Consider the following 19,343-nt stretch of genomic DNA (forward strand, 5'->3'; position numbering starts at 1 on the left):
ATTTTGATCGCGCCAGCATTCAGGCCAGGCTGCGTGAGTAATCAGCGCAGCGGCGATGACCACGGCACGCGCGTGCTCGACGCGGCATCGGTTGCGATCACCGATTTCGTCGCGGACTCGCGAGCTGTTCCGTGACCTGTAGCCGACGGACGACAAGGTGGTCGATCTCCAGTCGCTTGATGCGTGCCCGGCCGATGACCAGGCGGCCGATGACCAAGGCACCGATGGCTACCGCGCCAAGTGCGATCGCGCCCAGCGTCATCCCACCCACCGCCAAAGCGCCCATGGACTGCGCACCGACCGCCTTTGCGGGAACGGCACTGGAGGGTGCGAGTTCGCGTCTCATGGGTTCGCCATCCAGCGAGAGTCCTATCCGAGGGCACGGCGCGGCCGACGCAAACAGGCCAATCACTTGCCTGCGTGCGCCCATGGGCAAGCCTTCGTTGATGGCCGGAACCCATCATCCGGATATTGTTGGGCGAGTTCCTTGTGCGTCGTTGAGCAAATGCGTCAGCGCGTATGCTGGGCCGACACGGAGCCGGGGGGATGGGATGCGGGCACTATGGAGCGTCGTGATTGCTTGCACGCTGGCGGGGTGCGTCGTCCAGGGCGGCCGGAACGACAACGCAATCCACGAGGAGTTCAACACCGATCGGATCGCCGCGATCCAGAAGTATCGGCCGACATTGACGGTGCGCCCGGGTGAGCGCGCCACCCGCGAGCAATTGGTCGTCGCCGGCGAGCTGATGGCGTGGGACCCCGACCCCGCGCACTACCGGGAGTACGAGCAATTCGTGCTCGCACACCTGCGCAGGACCGATGGCGGGTATCGGCCCTCGGCCCTGACCGCACTGCAGGAGGCGCGGGGCATGAAGTCGCTGGCGATCCTGTTCGATGCGCTCGAAACGTTCCAGGAGCCGGAGGCACATGCCGCGATCCACAGCATTCGCAATCGCTATACGGCCGCGAAGGACGCGTATCCAGATGAGCGGGCGTATATCGACCGGCGCACCGCGGAATTGCGCAAACGCCATCCCGACAAGCGAATCGAGCTGGAGTGGCGGCACGGATGGATCGTGAACGATTCGTTCTGAGGCCAATTTTGTAAGATGCGCCCTGCGCATCGGGGGATGCGCGCTCACAGGGGATTCCATGCGCTCGTTGCTCGTCGCCGGCCTTGCCGTGCTTGCGTTCCATTCCGCGCCCGCCTTCGCCGCAAAGCCGGTGGCGCCGTCCGCCCAACTCGCGACGACGCACGGCTACGTGTATGCCAACTTCACCAAGGGCAACGGCGGGACCTTGTCCGTGGCGCCGATATCCGGCGGCAAGCCGATCGAGCTGGTCGCGCGCAGCGACGAAAAGTTCGATGCGCAGGGTGCGTGGCTGCCCGCGGGGCAGTATCGATTGGTCGACTGGCGCGGACGTCGTTTCGACTCGCCGCCGATCGAGGTGCAGGCCGGGCGCATCACCGATCTCGGCGGCCTGGTAGGCGTCGGCATCGGCGGAGACCGGCTCGTGTTCGTCCCCACGCATCATCCGGAGAACAAGAACGACGTCGCGTTGGCGGTGCAGGAGTTCGCGGGTGTGCTCACGAACCAGGCGCCGCTGTCGTGGTCGCCGGCGACGCATCCCACGCCGTTCTTCGTCGGCGCCGACTCCACCGGCATGGGGCTGCTGCCCGACTTGATGGCGAAGGACGCGCGCAAGAAGGCCATGGGCTCGCTGCTGAAGCAGCTCGAACAAACGCCGGGCACCGAAGCGTTCATGGCGCTGGTGCGCACGCTCACGTCCCCGCTTTCCGAAGAGCCGGCGATCTCGCCCGATGGCACGCTGTACTTCGGCGCCGACCTCGGCCAGGTGCGCATCCGCAAGCCCGACGGCACCTGGTCCGGCGTCGGCATGGACACCTACCAGGCGGTGGTGGCCGTGGAGTACGACGACGGCGCGCTCGTGACCGGCACCGATCGCGGCATCCTCCGCCGCAGCGACGATGGCGGCGCGACGTGGAAGGAACTGAAGGTGCTGGCCGAACAGAATGTCGTGGACATCGACCATGACGCCACGCAATGGCTCGTGCAAACCAACCGCATGGGCGAGCACAAGAACCCCGCCAAGGCGCCGCTGATCGTCGCCGTCTATCGCGCGACGAAGGCCGACCTGTCGGATCTGGCCCTGGTGCGCGAGTTCCCCCTGGCACTGGAACAACGCCTCGCCTGGGCCGGTGCGCGCCCTTCCCTGCGCGACGGCGAATACACGCTGGCCGCCAACGGCCTGCATCGCCTGGATACGAAAACGATGGAATGGCGGGAGATCTCGCCGCCCACGCGCGTCGACCAGTACCGCATCGACGAGGCAACCGGCCTGATGACGGCGGTCCGCGCGCAGGGCGTGTTCTCGAAGGTCTGGATGTCCGCCGATCTCGGGGCGACCTGGCGCGAGATCGGTCGCCCGCCGTATGCGATCGCCGACGTGCAGATGGATACACCCGACTCGGGCTGGGCGCTGCGCCTGAACTTCGAAAACGCGAGCAACACCACCGCATGGGATGTCTATCGCTTCGAGCCGTCCATCAAGGACTGGAAGCTGGCCGGCCGTGCGCCGCACATGTGCAAGCCGCTGCGCGTGTCGAAGAGCCTGCCCGTCCTGTGCATGCGGAATGACGCCAGCATCTGGCGCCTGGACGCAGACAAGTGGGTCGTCGAGTTCGACACGTCGGGTGCGGTGGATTCGGGCTCGTGAGCGCGTTGTCGGCAATGCGCCGAAGCCGCGATTTCGCCGCATTTGGGTTGCTCGTGCTGTCGATTGCGTGCATTGCCTGCTCGACGACGGCGAACGCCAAAGATGGACCAGGGGACGGCGAGGTGCGCATTGAGTACGCGTCACCAGAGCGAGCGTGCGGCCCAGACAACCCGCGGCGCCCGCCTCGGAAATACTGGTGCCTTGCGTTGCGGGTGACAAACAAGACTTCGAACGCATTCACGCTTGTCACCGATCCGCTGTCGTCTCCGCCGAAAAAGCTTCTTGACGGCTATTGGTTCCAGTACATGAGAACCGGGTCGGGAAGCGAGTGGAAGGACGAACTGGATTCCACCGGAGTTTCAATTCTTGAATACACGCGCGTGGCCCCGGGCGAGGCGGTGGACGTCTATATCTACTTCCCGGGAGCCAGATTGCCTGTGCTCGCCAATGAAACTGCCGCGAGAATCGCCGTCGCGACGGTCGAGGGAGAGACCTTCTATTCCGATCCCTTTCCGGACAGCATGCTCAGTAAACGGAAGTAGCGCGTTTCAGCCCTGCGGCGGCAGGTCCGGCATCATCGGGATCGAGCGGTCGATCAATGGAGAGTCGTAGCGGTCGCCGCCCTGCTTGAGCCTGCGCTGCTTCTCGGCCTGGCGCCGCGCATACTCGGTGGGCTTGAAGCGCTTGATGTTGATCGTCTCGACCGTGTTGTCGGACCAGCGCACGTGGACGGTGGTCGGGTCCAGCGTGTAGCAGCCCGCGCGCTGTTCGACCCCCTGGGCGACCTGCCGGATCGCGCTTTCGCCTTTCGCGCAGAAGCCCTGTTCGTCGGTGAGTGCGTATTGAGCGCCCTCCTGCTTCAGGACCGCGAGGTCGTTCGCGCGGGCGGCTGGCGCGGCGAGCATCGCCGCCAGCACGAGGCATTCAAGCAGTCGTCGCATGCAGGTCTCCTTTGTCTGGATAGTTCGGTGGCGTTGGGCGGCCCCGGCAATCATGCACCAGACGCGCCCAGTGTTTGGAAGCCGGCCCGCAGGACGATCACGCAACTCGTGGCCGAGAGCGGACACTGGTTGCGTCGGCCAGCCTGGCAGTTCGGGCGACGCCGCAAGGGATCAAGGGGGTGGTTCGACCCCACCCTCGTCTGTTTCGCAAAACATGAACAACAGACCGCCGAGGAACAGGAGCGGCAACGCAAGCAACAAGAAGGCGATCAAGGCGATACCGCCAAGCATGCCAGCGGCATCGGGAGAATCTCCGCCGGTCGCGAAGATCGAGAACAGGAAAACGCTGCCCGAGAACGCCAGGACCAACAGTCCGGCCCCGGTGACCAGCCAAGCCATTGCTTCTCTGGGGTTGCGCATGCGCGAAGTGTGCACTACTCGGGGTGCCGTACGCGGCGACGCGATCGGCCCTGTTATGGTGCTTCCCAACCTTCGTACTCACGGATCAGAAGGGAATGTCCGGCACCGTTCGCCATTTGCGGAGGATCCAGGAGTATGGAATACGACGATAAGGTCAGGGACAAGAAGGGCGTTGTCGTCTGCCTCCGCGATATGGGCAACGGGACAAGCCGGCTGTTCTTCGATGACGTGATTACGGATCGTGACGCGAACCCGATCACCTGGTCACATGATGCGTTCCATACGTTCACTCCCGAGTTCGAGAACGCCGGTTTGCGCGCAATGACCTTGAGCTCGAGTGATTTCGAGAAAATCGGCATCGCCGTGGTGACCAGGCTCCTGGCATCGACGAAGCGAAGCCCGTGAACATCCAGACCTTCTCAACCATCACTTCATGCGTCGTTGTGCTGGCCTTCTTGCTTCGCGCAGCAGAATTTCGTTTCAAGTTGGGCGCGATCTACGTGCTCATCGGATTGGCTTCGCTGCTGGCTTTGTTCATCGCAGTCAAGCTGTCGAACGAGAGCATCGTGGAAGTGCTTCGATTTAGCCCTACGGCAAACATCGTGCGATTCGGTTCGCTTGGCGTTTCCTTGGGTTTCGTCCTCGCCGGTGCGATCGTTTGCCTGGCAGCAGGCATGCGAACAAGGCGGCCACGACGCTGAGATCGTCACGAGCGGTCAGGGTCTTCACTTTTTTGGAAGAAACGAGGCAGTAGGTTGCGGGAACCGTTCGGCGTGAATTGGACACTGCCATGGCACTGAAAGACCTCCTTCCCGGCAAGCTCGGTTTCGGCACGGCTCCGCTCGGCAACATGTTCCGCGACATCCCCGAAGCGGAGGCGCGCGCGACGGTCGAGGCCGCGTGGAATGACGGGATCCGCTATTTCGACAATGCGCCGTTCTATGGCGCGGGCCTGGCCGAGATCCGCATGGGCGATGCACTCGCCGCGCGCCCCCGACAGGACTACGTCATCAGCACCAAGGTAGGGCGTCTCATCCTCGACGAGGTGGAAGACGTCGGCGCACGCGACCTCGGCGAGAAAGGAGACGTCTTCAAGTACGGGCGTCCGAACAAGATCGTCAACGACTATTCCGAAGACGCGACGCTGCGCTCCATCGATGACAGCCTCAAGCGCCTGAAGACGGACAGGATCGAGATCATCTGGGTCCACGACGTTGCGCAGGATTTTTACGGCGACGAGTGGCTGGGCGTTTTCGAGGCTGCGCGCAAGGGCGCGTTCTGGGCCCTCGATCGATTGCGCGACGAAGGCGTCATCAAGGCTTGGGGACTTGGTGTCAACCGGGTGGAACCAATCGAATTGCTGATGGCGCTCGAAGGGCCGCGTCCCGACGGCTTCCTGCTCGCCGGGCGCTACACGCTGCTCGACCACGCGCACGCGCTGCAACGCGTGATGCCGCAGGTTGCCGCGGGCGGCCTGGGCATCGTCGTGGGCGGACCCTACAGTTCGGGCGCGCTGGTTGGCGGGCCCAACTTCGAGTACGCACCGGCCAAGCCGGAGATCCTCGCCAAGGTCGCCAGGATCAAATCCATCGCGGATGGTTACGGCATCGGCATGAAGGCCGCCGGGTTGCAGTTCGCGCTCGCGCATCCGGCGGTCGCCGCCGTGATTCCCGGCGCCAGCAGACCGGACCGCATCGCAGAGGATCGCGCTGCATTGCAGGAGAATGTGCCGAAGGACTTTTGGCGCGAACTGCGCGAGGCGAAACTCGTGGATCCCGCGGCGCCACTCCCGATCGCTTGATAAGCGCCAGTCGGTGCCACGGGGCCGGGAGAGACGCCGGTTTGCGTTGGACCGGACAATCCCGGGGAGGAAGTCGCCATGCCTGTCGTCAGCCGTCTTCGCCGCGCCGGTTGGCGCCCTGTCGTCCTCGCCACGCTGCTTTTGCCCGGGCTGGCATGTGCCCAGGACAAGACCATCGACGCCGCGGTGTTTCCGCTGCCGACGCAGTTGCGCGCCGGTGCCACCGTCGTTCGCCTGAACGCCGACTTCGAGCCCGAGATGCTGCGTGCCGGAACCAACGGCATGACCTGCATCGCCGATTATCCGAAGGACGACGAATTCGACGTGCGGTGCTATCGGGACAGCTTCATTCCAGTCGTCTACCGCGGCTTCCAGTTGGGCGACGACGAGAAAATCAACGTCGAACTCCAGTCGGGAAAGCTGGCGCTTTCAAGGGAACCCACCGCGGGATACCGCTGCTCCGGCCCGATCGCGGGCTACGACGCCGCGCGCAACGCCACCGACGCGCGGATCGAATGTTGGCAATCGCTCCATTTCCCTTATCGCACCGCCGCCGAAGTCGGCTTCCCCGACGAAGCCGACGTGCCCGAGGCCCAGCAGCGCGGTACGCCCTACGTCATGTCGAGCGGAACCTATTGGTCGCACGTGATGTTCCGACATCCAGTCGCGCATCAGGATTGACGAGGATGCTCGCAATGAGAACTCGAACCGTCGCCCTGGCGGCGATGTTGCTCGCCTTGGCAATGACGTCGCGCGCGGCCGAGCCACCTGCCAGGCCCACGTACGTGGAGAGCGAAAACCCGACTACGCCGATTGCGGCTCAAACCCGCGCGATCTGGGACGCGCTGCCGACCGGGTCGCAACCGACGCCTCCATCCACTCCACTCAAGGTCGTACGCCCCGGCCAGTTTTCGTACATGCCGCCAGTCACGGAGGTCGCGTCTCCCGATCGCCGGCTAGTGGCGGGCACGAAGGACGGCAATCTCTACGTGCGTCCGGAAACGACCGACGACATCCAGGTACTGGCACATGCCGACGCCGCCGGACACTGGGACATCGAGGGCGCGCTCTGGTCTCCCGATGGCGCGTTGCTGGCCGTCAAGAAGATCGACGACGCCAAGGTTCCGATGACGACGCTGAGGGGCGAACAATTCGGCCCCACGAAAACGCGGCAGGTGCGCTATTCGCGTGTTGGCCAGCCGTTGCCGACGACGCAACTGTACGTGGTCGACGTGCGCACGGGCCGGGCGACGCCCATCCTGCATGATCCCGCCCAACCGTATCTCCAACTCCTGGAATGGCGACGCGATTCGCGCCAGTTGCGTCTGTTGCGGGCGGATCGCTACCAGACGCACCTGGACCTGCTGGTCGCCGATCCCCGCAACGGAAAGGTCCGGGTGTTGCTGACGGAACGCAAACCGATTTCGCTGATCGGTTTGAACATGCTCGATGGCTACACCCAGCAATTGCTCGCCCAGAAGATCGTGACCTTCCTTCCCGACGACTCTTTCGTCTGGACCAGCGACCGCAGCGGATTCCGGCATCTGTATCACTACAAGGCAGACGGCACGCTGCGCAGTGCGCTGACCGAGCGACGCATGGAAGGTTGGGTGGACCGCGTCATCGAAGTGGACGTGCCGAACCGGATCGTCTACGCCAAGGCCAATGGACACGCCGCCAATCCCTACTTCGACCGACTGATCCGGATCGAGTTGGACACCGGCAAGCTCACCACGATCGCCGAAGCCGATCACATCCCGGCGATCAAATTTTCGGCGGACAAGACCAGGCTCTGGCTGATCCGCGCAGGGTTTCCGCAAACCCGTCGCATCGAGGAGATGACCAGCACGGGCACTGCGGTCAAGACGGTGTGGGAAGCCGACTGGACACAGGCCCTCGCGAACGGATACGCGGCGCCGGAAACCGCGCTGGTGCCCGCGGCGGACGGCAAGACGCTGCTTCGCGCGATGGTGGTTGCGCCTTATCCGCGCGAGCCCGGCAAACGCTACCCGGTCATCCAGAACATCTACGGCGGCCCGAACGCCAGCGTCGTGCCGCCCAGCCCGACCAACCAGAACCTCGCGCAGATGCGCCGGATCGCACAACAGGGCTTCGTCGTGGTGATGCTCGATGGCCGCGGCACGCCCGGCCGGGGGCGCGACTTCCAGAATTTCGGGTATGGGCGTTTCGGACAAGTCGAGCCGGCGGATCAGGTGGCGGGGTTGCGCAACCTGGCCAAAGACCGCCCGTACATGGACTTGTCGCGCGTCGGCGTCATGGGCGGAAGTTGGGGCGGCTACTTCGGATTGCGCACCATGCTGCAAGCACCGGAGCTGTACAAAGCGGGCGTGTTTGCAGCCGGCGCGTTCGAACTGTCGACGATGCGCGTCGCCGCCGAACCGTACATGGGCTGCGCGCCGGACACGTGCGCGGACGCGTATGCCGCCGGATCGAACCTGGCGTTGGTGGGGCGATTGCAGGCGCCGCTATTGATCCTCCACGGCACCGCCGACGACGACGTACCGATCGAAGAATCCAGGCAACTGGTCCGCGCACTCGAACGCGCCGGCAAGCCCCATACCTTCGTCGCGTTGGACGGCGCGACCCACGCGATGTGGGAACAACCGGAAGCCGACCAGGCGCGCATCGCGTTTTTCCGGGAACACTTGGTGGACGCCGGCAGCAAACCGAAACCATGATCGCGCGTCTGCTGGGGTGAGTCGGTAGACCCTAATCCCCCGTCGGCGCCACCCCGGCCCGCTCGATCATCAACACCACGGTTCGGCCGCGCGCATGGGGGAAGTGCATCACGCCCTTGGGCACGGTGAAGGCCTGGCCGGGTTGCAGCGTGACCATGCGATCTTCGAGTTCGATGTCGAGCTGGCCTTCCATGACGAGGAAGAACTCGTCGGTGTCGTCGTGCTTGTGCCAGTGGAAATCGCCGTCCAGCACCCCCAGGCGCACCCAGGCATCGTTGACCGCGCAGAGCGTGCGGTTCCACCAGGGTGACTGCGCGGCACCGATGGCAGTGATGTCGAAGTCGGTGCCGACGCCGTGGAGGATCGTGTCGGTGTCGATGTCGTATTGGCGGTTCATGACGGGATTCCTGCAAGGTGCGTCAGGTACAGGCGCAAGTCGAATTCCAGTTGGTGGTAGTCCGGTTCCATGTGCGTGCACAACTGGTAGAACGCCTTGTTGTGCTCGGCTTCCTTCAAGTGCGCCAGCTCATGCACGGCGATCATCTTCAGGAATTCAGCGGGCGCATCGCGGAATACCGTAGCGATGCGAATCTCGCGGCTGGCCTTGAGCCGATCGCCCTGCACCCGGGAGATGGCGGTGTGCGTGCCGAGCGCCTGCTTCATCACCTGCAGCTTGCTGTCGTAGAGCACTTTGCCCAGCGGCACCGCCCGACGCAGGTGCTCGTCCTTGAGGGCCTGGACGTAGTCGTACAGCTGGCTGTCGCTACGCACGGCGTGGGCCTGGCCGTACTTTTCGGCCAGCATCGGGCCCAGCCGGCCTTGCTCGATCAGCGCGCGCACCCGCTCGTGCACGTGCGACGGATAGCCTGCGAGGTACTTCAGCGGATCCATCAGGAGGCGACGACGGCGAGCAACGGGGACGGCAAGTATCATGGTCCGAAAACCCCCGGCAAGACACTGCGATATGGCGAAAGGCAATCCGCTCCAGGAACAGCTGCTCAAGGCCGGCCTGGTCAAGAAGTCCAAGCTGGCCGAGGTGGCGCGCGAACAGAACAAAGCCCGGCATGCCAAGGCCCAGCCCGAGCCCAACGAGGTCCAGCGCGAAGCCGAGCGCGCGCGGGCGCAAAAGGCCGAGGCAGACCGCGCACTTGCCGCCGAGCGCAAGGCACAGGCGCGCATCGCTGAACTCCGCGCCCAGGCACGGCAAATCATCGAGGACAGGAAGGTGCCCCGCTCCGGCGAGAGCGAGTACCGCTTCACCGCCGACGGCGCCATCCGCACCCTGCTCGTCAACGACGACCTGCGCAAGAAACTGTCCACCGGCGCGCTGGTGATCGCCCGCCTGGGCGACCGCTACGAACTGTTGCCGCGTGCGGCCGCCGACAAGGTCCGCGAACGCGACGCCAGCATGATCGTGCTCGATCATGGCGACGCAGGCGCCGAGCCCTCCGCCGAATCCTCTGAAGACGATGCGTACTACGCGCAGTTCCAGGTGCCCGACGATTTGATTTGGTAAGTGGCCGCTACCGGCTCGTCTGAAAACGATCGGCTTCCTGCAAAGCTTTGCTTTGCAGCCCCCAACCACTGCCCCAGCGAAAGCCCCCTGATCGAAGCGACCCGCAAGGTGATGCCCCAGCGTGGGGAGTTTCAAATTTTTTTCCCAAAAAAATTTGGAACTTCACACGTTCGGGCGGCGCGCCAATGATGAAGTGGCGCTCTTGAACTCATCGGACACCGACCGCCGACAAGCGGCCCCACCGCAGTACTTCCGGCACGCTCCCCATCCGTATATTCGGATCAGCGTTGCGCTGATCACCAGCACCCGGGATCCACATGCCGACCCTCGACCGTCGACAGTTCCTGAAACTCGCCGCCGCCCTGGGCGCGACCGTCGCCTTCGGCTGCGCACCCGTGCGCCCCTCCTCGAATGCCTGGCGCGAACGACGCGACCTGTTTCCCCAGGGCGTCGCCTCGGGCGACCCCGACGACAACAGCGTGCTGCTGTGGACACGACGCCCCTATGCCGACGCCCGCGAACGCGCCACGCTGATCGTCGAAGTCGCGGAAGATCCGGCATTCACGCGCGTCATCGCCACCACCTCGGCGCCCATACTGGCCGCAGCCGACTGGACCTGCCGCGTACTTGTCGGCAACCTGCCGCCGGCCGGCGAATACTGGTATCGCTTCATCGACGAGGACGGCAACGGCAGCCGCATCGGCCGCACGTTGACGGCGCCGACGCCCGACGATGCGCGCCCGGCGAAGTTCGCCTTCGTCAGCTGCCAGACCATCTGCGAAGGTGCGCAGAACGCCTGGCGCAAGATGATCTTCGAAGACGAACGCGCGGCGCCTGACGAACGCCTCGGCTTCGTGCTGCACCTGGGCGACTTCATTTACGAAGTCGTGCAATACCCCGACCAGGTCAGGGATGGCAAACGCTACGACCGCATCATCAAGTTCCCGGTCAAGTTCGAACACGGCAAGAAAGTCGCCAACAACCGTTTCACCGTGCCCGGGTCGCTGGACGACTATCGCGCGCTCTACCACGCCTACCTGCTCGACCCCGACATCCAGGACGCGCGCGCGCGCTTTCCGTTCGTGGCGATGTGGGACAACCACGAATTTTCATGGCAGGGCTGGCAGTCGAATGCGGGACATGGCGAAGGGCCGGTGCCGGCGCAGACACTCAAGGTCGCGGCGAACCAGGCCTGGTTCGAAAACCAGCCGGCGCGTGTCGTGCAACCGGGCCGCTCCCTCGCGAGCTTCGAGGCGCCGCACGTGGTCGATACACCGGTGACCGATTTCGACGAAGACGGCCTGGGGCACGAACCCAACAACCTCGCTGCGATACAAAGCCTGATCGCGTATCGCGCGCTGCGATGGGGCCGGCACATCGACCTGATCATCACCGACCAGCGCAGCTTCCGCTCGCCTGATCCGTCGAATCGCGATGAGCTCGGGCCGCTGTTCGAGAACGCGCCCTTCAGCTTTTTTCCCGAGGCACTGGCGATGCATATCGACAGTGGCCGCGACTTCGCCGATGGCCACCCGCCGGCGAAGCTGGTGTTCGGCGACAAGTCCATCGCCAATTTCCGCGCCAAAGAGCCGCCGCAATCGATGCTGGGCGCGAAGCAGAAAGCCTGGTTCCTCGAGCGCCTCCGGACCGCGCAAGCCACATGGAAGATCTGGGGCAATTCGCTGGGCACGCCCGATTGGCGCATCGATCCGCAACAGCTGCCGGCCGCGATGGGAAAATGGACCGACGGGTATGCCGTGCTGGCCAACGGCGACTGGGGCGGCATGTATCACGAACGCGCGCAGATCTTCGATGCGGTGCGCGATGCCGGCATCACCGGCTTCGCGATCCTGTCGGGTGATCGCCACAGCTTCTGGGCGGGCCTGGCCGCCAAGGCCTTGCCGCCCGCGCAATTCGAACCGGTGGGCGTCACCTTCGTCACCGGCTCGATCTCGGCGCCCGGCATGGCGGAGGCCAACGAGCACAACCTCAAGAACGACGATCCATTGCGCCCGCTGTTCGTCGCCAATCCCGGCGACGGGCCGCCGCAGCCCACCGTGAACCTGCTGCTGCACCATGGCGTGCGTTCGGCGCTGGAATACGCACGTAGCGGCGATCTTTCGAAGGCGCATTCCGTCAGCAATCCGGAGATGGCGCCGCATCTGTCGTTCGTCGACATGGGTGGGCATGGTTACGGCACGGTCCGCGTCGACGGCACCACGATGGCGACCGACTTCGTCTGCATCCCGCGCCCCATCGAGCGCAGCCCCGGCGTCGACGGCGGACCGTTGCGTTATCGTGTTCGACACGAGGTGAAGCTCTGGCAGGCGGGCGAACGCCCGCAGATGCGGCAGACTGTGCTGGAAGGGGATCCCGGATTGGCGGTGTGACGCTGGATGTTGCGATGGGGAGATCGCGGTAGATGCCGAATCCGAAAGCGCTGTTGTTGGCAGCGTCGTTGACCTGCGTGGCCGCATTGTCCGCTTGTGCGGCGACACCCGTGCGCCCGCTGGTGGATGTGCTGCCCGGCTGCTACAGAGCCAGCGACGGATTGCACTACAACGCAAAGCAAGTGCAACTGAAGCCCGATCACACGTACTACGCCGAACACCAGGGCGACATCACGTTATGGGGGTCCGGCACGGGCCAATGGCGCGTGGAAGACAACACGGTCGTGTTCTCGCCCGACCATGTGGACGGCCAGCCTCCTGTGCCAGAGCGCCTGATCGTCGAGCGCGGTTGGCATCGCGTCGCGTTGCACATTCCCAACGGCGGCATCCTCTGGAAGGCCCCCTTGTCACCCATGTCCTGCGATGCGGCGAGCTGGGAGGGAACTGCGCTCAATCGAAAGGGCGCACCACCCCCGATCCCCGACGGCGAGTACACGTTCCATCATCGCTTCGCCGAACACCCGTCGATGCCCAGCGCCGACATGCGCGTGCGATTTGGCGCCGGCCGCATCGTCGTGACCAACACGACACCGGGCACGCCCTTCCCGCTCGGTGTCGTCGCCGAAGGCCAGTTGCTGTGGAACGGCTATGTCGGCAAATGGATCATCGCCCGCACGCCGGCCGACCAGAAGGCGACCGAAGTGGGTGGGTGTTCCGACGGACCTGAAGTCGTCGACCTCGAGAAGCGGGTGTACTGGACATGCTGATCGCCCTCGCCAAGTCCTTGATGACCGTTGCGTTCGCGGTCCTTCTGACAAAACTCGTGCTCGACCAGAATCTCGTTTCGGCCGCAATCTTCGCCCTGATCTACGCCGCCGGATTCTGGTTCCGGTTCAAGGAGGTCTTCTGGAAGGCATCCTTTCTGTTTTGTTCGCTGATGGCGATCATGCTTTTGTTCCCCGTATTCGGTGGACTGGAACCGAACACCCCGGGTGCGATCGATACCGGAGAGTGGGCCAGCTTCGAAGTTGCACTCTTCTTTCTGTTCGTCGCTTGTTCGCTGATGGCCTTCGTCGCGGGTTTGACCGTGGCCGCAGCGAACAGGAGTCGGTGAAAGGGAGATCGGGAACATGCTTGAGCGGACGTTGATCGGGCTATTGATATTCGCTCTGGTTGGGCCCGCAGCCGGTGGATTCGTGATCGGGCTTAAAGCATTCCTGACGGACCCTGGGTGGAACTGGTCTCTACTGTTCCTGTTTCCGGTCGCCGCTTATTTCGTCGGCCTGATCCCGGCGGCAGTGACGGGCGCGATTGCAGGGGCGCTACATCCCTCGCGCGCGCAAGCGACAGGCCACTTAGTCGCTGTTTGCGTGCTGGGCGCGGTGCTCTCCGCGGTGACCGCCTATGTCCTGGGTCAATGGGACGAGAAAGTGTTTGCGTTGTGTGGGTTCGTTGCGTCGTTGGTTTGCGAGCTGCTGCGGAGGCGGTTTCATGCCACGCAATTCGCAAAGGCGCGTAGCGGAGCGGACGTCGGGCGATCGTAATCGCGCGCGCTACTCGCGAAGGCGCTTGATGGCGCTCAGCGCGAGGTAGCTCCCCGCGAACAGGCTGAATGCGCCCAACGGATCGTCAGCCCATGCGCGGCGCCTGCTCGATTCATGCGATCTGAGAACTACGGGCGATCCGGCGTCTGCAGGTATGTCGACGATTTCGCGAGCATCGCATCGCATCGCGCACGCACGGCCTGATCGTCCTTCATCGCTTTGCTCCGCGCGCGGGCATCGGCAATCCGGCTGTACTTGCTGGCGACCCGGTTGTCGGTGAGCCGCTCGACGCGATCGACGTAGGGGCCGCGCATCGTCCAGCCGTCGAGACGTGCATGGCACGCGAGCAGGTCCAGGGACACGATTTCGATCGGATCGGTCGGCGGAGCGGGCACCGGTGGCAGCGGCCCCGATTCTGCGAGCCACTGTTTGCAACGCGTGGTGGTTGCAGCCTCGTCGACCATTGCGGACGACTTGGCCTCCCTGTCGGCATGCACCATCACCGCGACATCCAGCTTCCCCCCGGACTTCGCGAAACCCTGGATGAAATAAGGGTTGATCCACGGGTTTCCCTTCGTGATTCCATACAAGCGCAATTGGCACGCCATGAGATCGACCGCCAGTCGCTTGTCCGGATCGGTCGGGTAAGGCGGATCTGGCTGCGGGGGCGCCGGGGGCGGAGGTGCGGATTGCGCGAGTGCGATGGTCGACAGGAACAGCAAGGAAAACAGAGTGACTCGGCGCATGGCGAATGGAGTGGTCGGCTGATCCAGAAGGCAAGTTACATCGGCAAAGCGGACATCGGTAGACTCAAGGCTGGGGAGGACAGTAAAGGGGACTGTCTTGAATACGTCGACGATCGAATCCAATGGAAATCACAAGGTTGAGGCCGCGACCAGGGATGCAATCAGCGCGCTCCCGAGTGCGCGCTGGATTCTTGTCGTGGCGCTTGCGCTGGCCGGATGTTCCCAGGCTAAGTTCGAGCCGTTGCCGCCGCTGCGCCATACCTTCCTGCGATTCGACGCGCCCACCTGGACCATTGAATTCCAGGGGCCCGGCCCCGGCGATTCGCTTCGAGTCGGAATTCGCGACGCGAATCGCCGCGTCGGTATCGGCATGACCGAGTTCGAGGACTACAACCCTGCTCGCATGGAACGGGTCCTGATGTCCCAACTCGAAGATGGCATGCGAGCGCACTATGGTTCGCTGACAATCGCGCCGAAGGGGCGGCCAGTGGATGCCCTCGTCGCCCCTGCAGGGTGGTTGTGTCGCCAATATCTGATCCCGGCGGCGACTGTTGCGGACGCCAATGCGATTTTCCAGTGCGTTCACTCGGATGCCGGTGCATGGCGGAGCCTGGTGATCGTGACGTCCGCGCAGACGGGCGCGAAAGACATCGCCGCGGTGAACGCAGTCCTCGCGACTGTCCGGACTGACTGAAAGCGATCAGGAAGCAACGGGCTTCCCGATCGCATCGGTGGCGATTAACGCAAGCCGCTGACGATCAAAATTTCGCCAGTTCCGCCAATGCCCTTGTGCGACACGTAAAGCGACCCCGCAGGCGTGATCGCCAGTGCAGTCGGAAAGCTCAGACCGGCGACGATGGTCTGCCGCGCGCCGCCGGGCCGCACGCGCACGATGCTTCCCCTCCCCGCGGTCGGCCCCGGTGCACCCGTCGTCAATTGCAGGATGTACATCGCATCGTTCACCGGATCGAATGCGAGCCCCACGATCGCCGTGCCGCGAGCGACCTCCTGCAATCGCGTCGGATTCGGCAGCACGCGCCATACGCGCTGGGTCCCGTCGACGATCGGGAAGGGGCCGAGGTTGGCGATGTAGAAGTAACCCTTGTGGCGCGCCAGCGCCGTGGGAACCGCGTGCGTGCGCAGGGCAGCCGACACGTCCAGGATGCGCGTGATTGCACCCGTGGTCGGATTCACCCGCACGAACAAACCGTGGTTGGGTTCGATGACGTACAGCGCACCGTTGTAGGCGACCATGCTGTACCACGTGCCATCGGGTTCGAAGTCCGGTCCAAGCACCTGGCCGGGGTTATTGCGCAGCCACTGGCTGAGGTTGGCCACGATCGAAACCGTGCCGGAGAAAAGCGCGACGCGGACGATCGCGTTGTCGCGCGCCGCCACGCCGTGCGAACAGCCGCCACCGCTGACCAACGCATACAGTTGGTCGCCCGCGAACGCAACGGCGGCCGCGCCGCTGACGAGCGATCCGGATTCGGCGCTCGTCTGGCTCGACGGCAGGTTCGATGTGAGCGTGGTGCGGAAGGGGCGCGGGTAATCCATCCCGAAGCGGCCGATCGAGATGCGGCCCCCGGTCGGGCTCCCCGTGTAGGGGCCGATCGGCGGCATCACCTGCCGGCAGCGCCCTGCGGTGGAAGACGTGCCGCCTGGCCCGCCTTCGGCAATGAGCAGTTGCGAGTACTCGGTGTTCGGCCAGGGGAGCAGGCCGCGCGGATTGAGGAGTCCGGGGATACGGGCCGATCGGACGACGACGCCCGGCGCCGTGGTGATGGTTTGCGCAGGCAGCGCCGACGCAAACGCGAGTGCGAACGCGCAGGCGAACGCACGGATCAGGTTGCGACCATTCATTGACGACCTCCTCGGCGGATCGGAATACCGTCGTTGGAGAAAACGACCCGTGCGATCCAATTCGGCCCGTGGTCACCCGATGGAGGCAACACACCTCACAGTGCAAATGAACCCGTTTGCGCGTGCGGCGAACGCACGACCGGGTGACAAACAGTCACGTGGTGACCGCTTTCGTTCAACAGCGATTCGCAGCGCTAGTTCGAGGACGCTAGCGGTGCCACGGACGCGTCCTGCGTGGACGAATCCTTCGACGCATCGGGCGTCGCTTTCACGAGGTGCTTGCGTAGCTCCAACTCGAACGGTGCGCCGCTCGGAAACAGAATGGTGCCGTCCGCAATCGCCGTCAGCGCATTGACGATGGAAATCCCCAGCGCGCCGCCGACGGCGCCGGCGGTGGTTCCTTGCCCGGGCGCGACCGCCAACAATGTGGTGGCTTGCGCAGAGCCGGGTTCGATGCGCGGTGCCCCGCCGCTGTAGTGGTAGAACACCTTCGCGCCGAGGTTCGGGTCGTCGGGAAGGAAGATCCCGCCTTCGAAGGTGAGGCTATCGAACGGCTTGTCCTTGGTTTTCGGCTTGGCCATCGTCATCAGGACGCAACGGCCGGGACACACGAGATAGACCCCGTTGCCCGCCCGATAGGCTTCGGTAAAGGTGCCCGGTTGCACCGACCAGGTCGCAACGTTGCCCCAGACCCGCTTGTCGTAGGCATATGGCGCATCAAGGGTGTAGGTGGCCGGATGTTCGATGGGCGCCAGGCGCTTCGGGTCGATGCCGCGCGCGGAAGCCAGCGGTGCGATGACCAGCAAAACCAAACAGAGCAGATGCTTCACGGTCGCGCTCGATGTTGAAAGCGCGAGTCTAGCGGAGCGGTCAGCGCGCGTCGTCGCTGCGTCGAAACAGGTAGGTCACGAACATCACGCCCTTCCCGTCGCCGCCCACCATGGTGTGCTGGTCATTCGTGAAGGCGCCACGAAGCGCCGGATCGCGCAGGACCTCGCCAATCAACCGTTGCCAATCCGCGTCAGGGGCGTCGCTGTCGAAGCCGCCGGTCGCGAGCACCCGGCACACCGTGCGCGTGCAATAGGGTGCGGAAGCGTGCAGCGCCGTAAAGCGTGCACCATGACGGCCGATCGCCTCTTCAAGCCGGACTTTGGTGGTGTCCGACCACTCGTCATCGGGCGCCTCATTGGCCACGAGGACTTCGTAGTCGCGCACATCGGCATTGTCCTTTCCTTCCGATTCAAGGAAGTCGTCCAGGCGGCGCTCTTGCTCGATCGTCAGGGGTTTGAGGCCGATCTGCGCAGGTGAGTTCGCGTCGCGCGACGGATCGGGCGACGCCTGTTGCGATCGCAATGCCACGGCAGCTGAGGATGTCGGAAAGGATGACCCCTGGGGAGTCCCGACCTGCGCTGCGTCAGGTGAAACCCCGCTCGCAACGATCGACGTCGTCGATTTGGGAGCCCGCCAAAGCGTGAACACGCCGGCTGCAACTGCAACGACCAACAACGCCCCTGCGATCCAGCGTCCCCGGGCCATGGTTCATCCTGGTGGATGTCGATGCGTTCGATGTTATCTCAGGGCTTCGGACTTCGCGCTCACTTCACAAGAACGCCATTGGCCGACCACGCGTCCCGCTTAGACTTCCCCCACATGACCTTGGGCGACACGTCCGCAATGGCCGATCTGACAAAAACACACAGACCGCGCTGGCGAGCGTCTGCCTTATTTCTGGTTGCGGTGCTGCTTTCCGGATGCGCAGCCCTGTCCGACACGGTCACCAACAGCTACGCCACCTTGGCCGATGCAAGGGCAGATGGACTGTTCGATCGTGGCTGGCTCCCCGACGTCCTTCCCGAATCCGCGGTCGACATCCACACTTCAAACAATCTCGACCTCAACTTCTCGGTTGGAGATTTCTCGTTCTCTCCCACGGACTCTCACAGGTTGTTTGCGCATCTTAGCGCTGGGGTGCCGGTGAACTCACCATTCAATTCTTGGGCGCAAACCGTCACCGACTACAAAGACGATGGCTACAGTGCGTGGTCATACGCTGAAGGCGACAGCCGATGGGCATTCTTCTGCCAGGATCGCAAGGGAAACTGCGACTACTACTCTTGGTTGAATCGATAACCAAAGCAGTTGTCTTGCGATGCAGGGATCGCGCACCTTTCGGGCGCGATCGCTGTTCGCCTACGCCGTAATCCCGTCAGTCATTCGCCGCCCTGCGAAGGCTCACCGGCGCCGAACTCCCCGCCCGACCGGCGATGGCTTCCCGTTGCAGGCGAAACGCAGCAACCGTATCCACCAACTCCGAGGCCTGCTGTTCCAGGCTGCGCGCGGCGGCCGAGGCTTCCTCGACGAGCGCCGCGTTCTGCTGCGTGCCTTCGTCCATCTGCGTGATGGCCTGGTTGACCTGCTCGATGCCGGCGCTCTGCTCCTGCGAGGCGGCCGAGATGTCGGCGATGAAGTCGGTCATGCGCTGTACGCTGGTCACGATTTCCTGCATCGTCTGGCCGGCGCGGTCGACCAGTGCCGAGCCCTCGCCCACCTGGCCCACCGATTCGGCGATGAGCTGCTTGATCTCCTTGGCCGCGCCGGCCGAGCGCTGCGCCAACGAGCGCACTTCGGAGGCGACGACCGCGAAGCCGCGGCCCTGTTCGCCTGCACGCGCCGCTTCGACCGCG

At 64.3% G+C, this 19,343-nt stretch carries 25 protein-coding genes; 15 read left to right on the top strand and 10 right to left on the bottom strand.

The window, feature by feature from the left end; genetic code table 11:
* Positions 1–97 precede the first annotated feature (97 nt).
* On the bottom strand, positions 98–346 hold the full coding sequence (locus AC1DOM_RS16420) for a hypothetical protein (RefSeq protein ID WP_498965235.1): 249 nt from the start codon (positions 344–346) through the stop codon (positions 98–100).
* A gap of 226 nt (positions 347–572) precedes the next feature.
* Here AC1DOM_RS16420 and AC1DOM_RS16425 point away from each other — a divergent pair, with 226 nt between their 5' ends.
* From AC1DOM_RS16425 to AC1DOM_RS16435, 3 genes are read left to right on the top strand one after another with little or no spacing between them, the layout of a single operon-like run.
* Positions 573–1,094: a hypothetical protein gene (locus AC1DOM_RS16425; protein ID WP_498965238.1), complete on the top strand. Its 522-nt coding sequence runs from the start codon at positions 573–575 to the stop codon at positions 1,092–1,094.
* Between the two features lie 58 nt (positions 1,095–1,152).
* On the top strand, positions 1,153–2,739 hold the full coding sequence (locus AC1DOM_RS16430; protein ID WP_498965240.1) for a beta propeller repeat protein: 1,587 nt from the start codon (positions 1,153–1,155) through the stop codon (positions 2,737–2,739).
* The gene (locus AC1DOM_RS16435; protein ID WP_498965242.1) at positions 2,736–3,281 is read left to right on the top strand and encodes a hypothetical protein; all 546 of its coding nucleotides are present in this window, start codon (positions 2,736–2,738) and stop codon (positions 3,279–3,281) included. Before AC1DOM_RS16430 ends, AC1DOM_RS16435 begins: the two co-directional genes overlap by 4 nt.
* A 6-nt stretch (positions 3,282–3,287) precedes the next feature.
* Here AC1DOM_RS16435 and AC1DOM_RS16440 read toward each other — a convergent pair whose 3' ends face one another.
* Both AC1DOM_RS16440 and AC1DOM_RS16445 read right to left on the bottom strand, forming a co-directional pair.
* Positions 3,288–3,680, bottom strand: a complete 393-nt coding sequence (locus AC1DOM_RS16440; protein ID WP_498965244.1) for a hypothetical protein — start codon at positions 3,678–3,680, stop codon at positions 3,288–3,290.
* Between the two features lie 171 nt (positions 3,681–3,851).
* Positions 3,852–4,100 carry a hypothetical protein gene (locus AC1DOM_RS16445; protein ID WP_498965246.1) on the bottom strand — a complete coding sequence of 83 codons (249 nt, stop codon included), beginning with the start codon at positions 4,098–4,100 and terminating at the stop codon, positions 3,852–3,854.
* 135 nt (positions 4,101–4,235) lie between these two features.
* Here AC1DOM_RS16445 and AC1DOM_RS16450 point away from each other — a divergent pair, with 135 nt between their 5' ends.
* From AC1DOM_RS16450 to AC1DOM_RS16470, 5 genes are all read left to right on the top strand, one after another.
* Positions 4,236–4,505, top strand: coding sequence for a hypothetical protein (locus tag AC1DOM_RS16450; protein ID WP_498965248.1), 270 nt, complete (start codon positions 4,236–4,238; stop codon positions 4,503–4,505).
* Positions 4,502–4,801, top strand: a complete 300-nt coding sequence (locus tag AC1DOM_RS16455) for a hypothetical protein (protein WP_498965250.1) — start codon at positions 4,502–4,504, stop codon at positions 4,799–4,801. Before AC1DOM_RS16450 ends, AC1DOM_RS16455 begins: the two co-directional genes overlap by 4 nt.
* 89 nt (positions 4,802–4,890) lie before the next feature.
* The gene (locus AC1DOM_RS16460) at positions 4,891–5,901 is read left to right on the top strand and encodes an aldo/keto reductase (RefSeq protein WP_498965252.1); all 1,011 of its coding nucleotides are present in this window, start codon (positions 4,891–4,893) and stop codon (positions 5,899–5,901) included.
* Between the two features lie 78 nt (positions 5,902–5,979).
* Complete coding sequence (locus AC1DOM_RS16465) at positions 5,980–6,582, top strand: hypothetical protein (RefSeq protein ID WP_498965254.1); 603 nt, start codon at positions 5,980–5,982, stop codon at positions 6,580–6,582.
* Between the two features lie 236 nt (positions 6,583–6,818).
* Positions 6,819–8,600, top strand: a complete 1,782-nt coding sequence (locus tag AC1DOM_RS16470; protein ID WP_498965256.1) for a S9 family peptidase — start codon at positions 6,819–6,821, stop codon at positions 8,598–8,600.
* Positions 8,601–8,631: 31 nt separating this feature from the next.
* On the opposite strand, the gene AC1DOM_RS16475 is transcribed toward AC1DOM_RS16470, so the two are convergent.
* Together AC1DOM_RS16475 and AC1DOM_RS16480 are read right to left on the bottom strand one after the other, a co-directional pair.
* The gene (locus AC1DOM_RS16475) at positions 8,632–8,997 is read right to left on the bottom strand and encodes a cupin domain-containing protein (protein WP_498965258.1); all 366 of its coding nucleotides are present in this window, start codon (positions 8,995–8,997) and stop codon (positions 8,632–8,634) included.
* Positions 8,994–9,491, bottom strand: coding sequence for a M48 metallopeptidase family protein (locus AC1DOM_RS16480; protein WP_498965287.1), 498 nt, complete (start codon positions 9,489–9,491; stop codon positions 8,994–8,996). Before AC1DOM_RS16480 ends, AC1DOM_RS16475 begins: the two co-directional genes overlap by 4 nt.
* 73 nt (positions 9,492–9,564) lie before the next feature.
* On the opposite strand from AC1DOM_RS16480, the gene AC1DOM_RS16485 reads away from it, so the two are divergent.
* The 5 genes from AC1DOM_RS16485 to AC1DOM_RS16505 all read left to right on the top strand — a co-directional run bounded on the left by AC1DOM_RS16485 (position 9,565) and on the right by AC1DOM_RS16505 (position 14,050).
* Positions 9,565–10,116, top strand: coding sequence for a DUF2058 domain-containing protein (locus AC1DOM_RS16485; protein WP_498965259.1), 552 nt, complete (start codon positions 9,565–9,567; stop codon positions 10,114–10,116).
* Positions 10,117–10,433: 317 nt separating this feature from the next.
* Complete coding sequence (locus AC1DOM_RS16490) at positions 10,434–12,506, top strand: alkaline phosphatase D family protein (RefSeq protein ID WP_498965261.1); 2,073 nt, start codon at positions 10,434–10,436, stop codon at positions 12,504–12,506.
* Positions 12,507–12,538: 32 nt separating this feature from the next.
* Entirely contained in the window at positions 12,539–13,273 is a 735-nt protein-coding gene (locus AC1DOM_RS16495; protein ID WP_498965263.1) for a hypothetical protein, read from the top strand.
* Positions 13,267–13,620, top strand: coding sequence for a hypothetical protein (locus AC1DOM_RS16500; protein ID WP_498965265.1), 354 nt, complete (start codon positions 13,267–13,269; stop codon positions 13,618–13,620). The genes AC1DOM_RS16495 and AC1DOM_RS16500 overlap by 7 nt, the downstream gene beginning before the upstream one ends.
* Positions 13,621–13,636: 16 nt before the next feature.
* Positions 13,637–14,050, top strand: a complete 414-nt coding sequence (locus AC1DOM_RS16505; RefSeq protein ID WP_498965267.1) for a hypothetical protein — start codon at positions 13,637–13,639, stop codon at positions 14,048–14,050.
* A 128-nt stretch (positions 14,051–14,178) separates the two neighbouring features.
* Here AC1DOM_RS16505 and AC1DOM_RS16510 read toward each other — a convergent pair whose 3' ends face one another.
* Positions 14,179–14,919, bottom strand: a complete 741-nt coding sequence (locus AC1DOM_RS16510) for a hypothetical protein (protein WP_498965269.1) — start codon at positions 14,917–14,919, stop codon at positions 14,179–14,181.
* Here AC1DOM_RS16510 and AC1DOM_RS16515 point away from each other — a divergent pair.
* Positions 14,894–15,490, top strand: coding sequence for a hypothetical protein (locus tag AC1DOM_RS16515; protein WP_498965271.1), 597 nt, complete (start codon positions 14,894–14,896; stop codon positions 15,488–15,490). The two genes, AC1DOM_RS16510 and AC1DOM_RS16515, sit on opposite strands and share 26 nt — an antisense overlap.
* A gap of 44 nt (positions 15,491–15,534) precedes the next feature.
* Here the strand turns inward: AC1DOM_RS16515 and AC1DOM_RS16520 are convergent, their stop codons facing one another.
* The 3 genes from AC1DOM_RS16520 to AC1DOM_RS16530 all read right to left on the bottom strand — a co-directional run bounded on the left by AC1DOM_RS16520 (position 15,535) and on the right by AC1DOM_RS16530 (position 18,018).
* Positions 15,535–16,659, bottom strand: a complete 1,125-nt coding sequence (locus AC1DOM_RS16520; protein WP_498965273.1) for a ScyD/ScyE family protein — start codon at positions 16,657–16,659, stop codon at positions 15,535–15,537.
* A 194-nt stretch (positions 16,660–16,853) separates the two neighbouring features.
* The gene (locus tag AC1DOM_RS16525; RefSeq protein ID WP_498965275.1) at positions 16,854–17,489 is read right to left on the bottom strand and encodes a hypothetical protein; all 636 of its coding nucleotides are present in this window, start codon (positions 17,487–17,489) and stop codon (positions 16,854–16,856) included.
* 40 nt (positions 17,490–17,529) lie between these two features.
* A complete protein-coding gene (locus tag AC1DOM_RS16530) occupies positions 17,530–18,018 on the bottom strand; it encodes a hypothetical protein (RefSeq protein WP_498965277.1) in 489 nt (162 codons plus the stop codon).
* Positions 18,019–18,309: 291 nt separating this feature from the next.
* Here AC1DOM_RS16530 and AC1DOM_RS16535 point away from each other — a divergent pair, with 291 nt between their 5' ends.
* Positions 18,310–18,789: a YbbD-related protein gene (locus AC1DOM_RS16535; RefSeq protein WP_498965279.1), complete on the top strand. Its 480-nt coding sequence runs from the start codon at positions 18,310–18,312 to the stop codon at positions 18,787–18,789.
* A 76-nt stretch (positions 18,790–18,865) separates the two neighbouring features.
* Here AC1DOM_RS16535 and AC1DOM_RS16540 read toward each other — a convergent pair.
* A partial coding sequence (locus AC1DOM_RS16540) for a methyl-accepting chemotaxis protein (protein ID WP_498965281.1) occupies positions 18,866–19,343 on the bottom strand: 478 nt, incomplete at its 5' end.

It is taken from the genome of Lysobacter sp. P5_B12, assembly GCF_056400425.1.

Excerpts from the sequence above, each read along its gene's own strand:
- AC1DOM_RS16500 (WP_498965265.1), top strand. The coding sequence starts at position 13,267 with ATGCTGATCGCCCTCGCCAAGTCCTTGATGACCGTTGCGTTCGCGGTC.
- AC1DOM_RS16475 (WP_498965258.1), bottom strand. The coding sequence starts at position 8,997 with ATGAACCGCCAATACGACATCGACACCGACACGATCCTCCACGGCGTC.
- AC1DOM_RS16520 (WP_498965273.1), bottom strand. The coding sequence starts at position 16,659 with ATGAATGGTCGCAACCTGATCCGTGCGTTCGCCTGCGCGTTCGCACTC.
- AC1DOM_RS16490 (WP_498965261.1), top strand. The coding sequence starts at position 10,434 with ATGCCGACCCTCGACCGTCGACAGTTCCTGAAACTCGCCGCCGCCCTG.
- AC1DOM_RS16430 (WP_498965240.1), top strand. The coding sequence starts at position 1,153 with ATGCGCTCGTTGCTCGTCGCCGGCCTTGCCGTGCTTGCGTTCCATTCC.
- AC1DOM_RS16465 (WP_498965254.1), top strand. The coding sequence starts at position 5,980 with ATGCCTGTCGTCAGCCGTCTTCGCCGCGCCGGTTGGCGCCCTGTCGTC.
- AC1DOM_RS16450 (WP_498965248.1), top strand. The coding sequence starts at position 4,236 with ATGGAATACGACGATAAGGTCAGGGACAAGAAGGGCGTTGTCGTCTGC.
- AC1DOM_RS16420 (WP_498965235.1), bottom strand. The coding sequence starts at position 346 with ATGAGACGCGAACTCGCACCCTCCAGTGCCGTTCCCGCAAAGGCGGTC.
- AC1DOM_RS16535 (WP_498965279.1), top strand. The coding sequence starts at position 18,310 with ATGACCTTGGGCGACACGTCCGCAATGGCCGATCTGACAAAAACACAC.
- AC1DOM_RS16440 (WP_498965244.1), bottom strand. The coding sequence starts at position 3,680 with ATGCGACGACTGCTTGAATGCCTCGTGCTGGCGGCGATGCTCGCCGCG.
- AC1DOM_RS16495 (WP_498965263.1), top strand. The coding sequence starts at position 12,539 with ATGCCGAATCCGAAAGCGCTGTTGTTGGCAGCGTCGTTGACCTGCGTG.
- AC1DOM_RS16505 (WP_498965267.1), top strand. The coding sequence starts at position 13,637 with ATGCTTGAGCGGACGTTGATCGGGCTATTGATATTCGCTCTGGTTGGG.
- AC1DOM_RS16460 (WP_498965252.1), top strand. The coding sequence starts at position 4,891 with ATGGCACTGAAAGACCTCCTTCCCGGCAAGCTCGGTTTCGGCACGGCT.
- AC1DOM_RS16445 (WP_498965246.1), bottom strand. The coding sequence starts at position 4,100 with ATGCGCAACCCCAGAGAAGCAATGGCTTGGCTGGTCACCGGGGCCGGA.
- AC1DOM_RS16485 (WP_498965259.1), top strand. The coding sequence starts at position 9,565 with ATGGCGAAAGGCAATCCGCTCCAGGAACAGCTGCTCAAGGCCGGCCTG.
- AC1DOM_RS16480 (WP_498965287.1), bottom strand. The coding sequence starts at position 9,491 with ATGGATCCGCTGAAGTACCTCGCAGGCTATCCGTCGCACGTGCACGAG.
- AC1DOM_RS16470 (WP_498965256.1), top strand. The coding sequence starts at position 6,819 with ATGCCGCCAGTCACGGAGGTCGCGTCTCCCGATCGCCGGCTAGTGGCG.